Source organism: Streptomyces calidiresistens, assembly GCF_014141525.1.
Lineage (GTDB): Bacteria > Actinomycetota > Actinomycetes > Streptomycetales > Streptomycetaceae > Streptomyces > Streptomyces calidiresistens.
This window is the reverse complement of record NZ_VKHS01000660.1, coordinates 1-3,123: the sequence shown is the minus strand read 5'-3', so window position 1 is coordinate 3,123 and position 3,123 is coordinate 1. Positions and strand designations below refer to the sequence as shown.

The window sequence follows — 3,123 nt, the reverse complement described above, 5'->3', positions numbered from 1 at the left end:
GGTGAACGGGCGCCGTGTCCGCGGCCCCCGGGCGGTGTCGCGGGTCTCCCGGGTGACGAGGACCCCGCGTACGCGGGGTCGCGGGGCGGGTGGTCGCGGGTGGGGCTCAGACCCCGGCGGGCGCCCGTTCCCCGTCCCCGGCGGTGGCGCCGGTCGGCAGGGGGGAGTCCGCGATCGGTTCCCTCGCCGCCGGGGTCGCGGGAGCGCGGTCGCCGTCCCCGGGGCGCTCCGGGACCGGTCCGCGATCACGCAGGGAGAGCACCAGGCGGATCATCGCGACCCAGGTCACCGCGGCACCCAGCAGATGGATGCCCACCAACAGTTCGGGCTCGTCGAGGGCGTACTGGACGTATCCCACGGCGCCCTGCGCCAGCAGCACGATCAACAGGTCCCTCGCCCGGGCCCGGGGCCCCGCGGGCGCGTCCATCAACCGCATGCCCACGATCACCGCGATCGTGCCGAGGACCACCACCCAGGCGAGGGCGGCGTGCAGCCGGGTGATCATCTCCCAGTCGAAGGGCATCCGGGTGATCTCACCCGGGTCGCCGGCGTGCCGACCGCTGCCGGTGACCCCGGTGCCGACCACGACGAGTGCGCCGCACGCGGCGGTGACCGCGTACACCGCGCGGCGCACCGGTGGGCCGACCAGCGGATGCGGGGCCTCGTCACCCTCCCGGGCGCGCCGTCGCGCGATGGTGGTCAGTGTGATCAGCGCGGTGGCCAGCAGGAAGTGCGCGGCGACCGAGAAGGGGTTCAGGCCGGTGAGCACCGTGATCCCGCCCACGATCGCGTTGGCCAGCACCACGCCCACCTGGTACCACCCCAGGCGGGTCACCGACCGCCGCCGCGGGTTCGCGCAGCGGGAGGCGACGATCACCCATCCGATCGCGGCGGCCAGCACGTAGGTCAGCAGTCGGTTGCCGAACTCGATGACCCCGTGGACACCCATCTCGGGGGTGGTCACCAGGCTGTCCCCGGTGCACTTGGGCCAGGTGTCGCAGCCCAGGCCGGAGCCGGTCAGGCGCACCGCGCCGCCGGTGACCACGATGACCACGCTCATCACCAGCGCGGCGTTGGTGGCCACGCGGAGCGTTCGGGGGCTCGGGGTCCACCGTCGGTCGAGGGCGGCGAGCGGATTGCGCAGGGCGGTCAGCAGTTCACGCACCCGTTCATGGTGACACGGGCGAATCGGGCACCCGGCAGGGGGTCCGCGGATGGGACGGACCCCACCCCCGCCCGCTCCCCGGTACCCGCCCGGTCACTCCCAGCGGAAGAAACGGGCCGCCGCCGCGAGGGAGGCCACCGCCCAGGCGGTCAGGATCACCACCGGGCCGAGCGGCAGGGCCGCGCCGTCGGCCAGCACGGCCCGCAGGCCGTCGGCGAGGGCGGCCGAGGGGCCCAGGGCCAGCACCTCCGCGACCGGCGCGGGGAAGTTCTCCAACGGGATCACCACCCCGCCACCCACCAGCAGCAGGACGAAGACCAGGTTGGCGGCGGCCAGCGTGGCCTCCGCCCGGAGGGTGCCCGCCAACAGCAACCCGGGACCGGCGCAGGCGGCGGTGCCCAGCAGGATCAGCAGGGCGGCGGAGAACGGGTTGCCCCGCGGCTCCCACCCCAGCGCCAGGGCCACCGAGGAGAGCAGGACGATCTGCAGGGACAGGGTGGCCAGCACGGCGCCGGTCTTCGCGGTCATCAGTCCCGCCCGCGGCAGCGGGGTGGACCCCAGCCGCTTGAGCACGCCGTAGCGCCGCTCGAAACCGGTGGCGATGGCCTGACCGGTGAAGGCGGTGGAGAGGACCGCCAGGGCCAGTACGCCGGGGGCCAGGAACTCCAGCCTGCCGGCGCGATCCTCCCGACCCGCGCCGAGGTCGATCAGGTCCAGGCCGCTGAAGACGACCAGGATCAGGGTCGGGATCACCATGGTCAGCAGCAGTTGCTCGCCGTGCCGCAGCAGCATCCGCGTCTCCAGCGCGGCCTGGGCGGCGATCATGCGCGGCAGGGGGGCGGCCCCGGGGCGCGGGGCGAAGTCCCCGGGGGTCCCGGTCGCGTCACCGGTGGTGGGGGATCGGTCGATCACGGTCGCAGCTCCCTGCCGGTCAGATCGAGGAAGACGTCCTCCAGGCTGTGCCGCCGGGTGGTGATCCGGTCCGGCAGCACGCCGTGCTGCGCGCACCAGGCGGTGACGGTGGCCAGCACCTGCGGGGTGATCCGTCCGGTGATCCGGTATCCGCCGGGCGCCGGCTCCGCCGCCTCGCAGTTCTCGGGCAGCGCGTCGGCGAGGGCCTTGAGGTCGAGGCCGGGGCGTCCGGAGAAGCGGAGGCTGTCGGAGCCGCCCCGGCACAGCTCCTCGGGCGTGCCCTCGGCGATCACCCGACCGCCGTCGATGATGGCGACCCGGTCGGAGAGCTCCTCGGCCTCGTCGATGAGATGGGTGGTGAGCACCACGGTGACGCCGTCCCGGCGCAGTTCCCGGATGAGATCCCGGGTGAGGTGGCGTCCGCCGGGGTCCAGCCCGGCGGTGGGCTCGTCCAGGAAGACCAGTTCGGGCCGGCCCACCAGAGCGAGCGCGAGGGCCAGGCGCTGCTGCTGGCCTCCGGAGAGCCGACGGTAGGGGGTCCGCCCGCAGGGCTCCAGGCCCAACCGCTCACCGAGCGCGTCCGGGTCCAGGGGGTGCGCGTGGAGCCGGGCGACGTGCCGCAGCATCTCCATGGCCCGCACGCCCGGGTAGACACCGCCGTTCTGCAGCATCACCCCGATCCGCGGACGCAGTGCGGGGCCGTCCGCGATCGGGTCCAGACCCAGGACACGGACCGTGCCGGCGTCGGGGCGGCGATACCCCTCGCAGCTCTCCACGGTGGTGGTCTTGCCGGCGCCGTTGGGGCCGAGGACGGAGGTGACCGAGCCCTTCCGGACGGTCAGGTCCAGGCCGTCGACGGCGATCCGTCGGCCGTACCGCTTCACCAGGCCGGTGATCTCGACCGCCGCGTCGTTGCTCATGCGGGGAGTCTACGGCGGTGGAACGGGCGGTCCGCGAGGCGGGGTCCGGGCCGTCGTTCGCCGCTCGCCCCCGATGCCCGGGGGGACTTTCCGTCGAATCCCCGGGGCCGGACGGTGGTGGTGGGG

General features: G+C 74.6%; 3 protein-coding genes. All 3 read right to left on the bottom strand.

Translation table 11 applies throughout. From position 1 onward, the window contains the following. Positions 1-106: 106 nt before the first annotated feature. On the bottom strand, positions 107-1,165 hold the full coding sequence (locus FOE67_RS21100) for a COX15/CtaA family protein (protein WP_323385223.1): 1,059 nt from the start codon (positions 1,163-1,165) through the stop codon (positions 107-109). A 93-nt stretch (positions 1,166-1,258) separates the two neighbouring features. Beyond that, positions 1,259-1,990, bottom strand: a complete 732-nt coding sequence (locus FOE67_RS21095) for an ABC transporter permease (protein WP_182666418.1) — start codon at positions 1,988-1,990, stop codon at positions 1,259-1,261. An 83-nt stretch (positions 1,991-2,073) separates the two neighbouring features. After that, the gene (locus tag FOE67_RS21090) at positions 2,074-2,997 is read right to left on the bottom strand and encodes an ABC transporter ATP-binding protein (RefSeq protein WP_182666417.1); all 924 of its coding nucleotides are present in this window, start codon (positions 2,995-2,997) and stop codon (positions 2,074-2,076) included. Positions 2,998-3,123 lie beyond the last annotated feature (126 nt).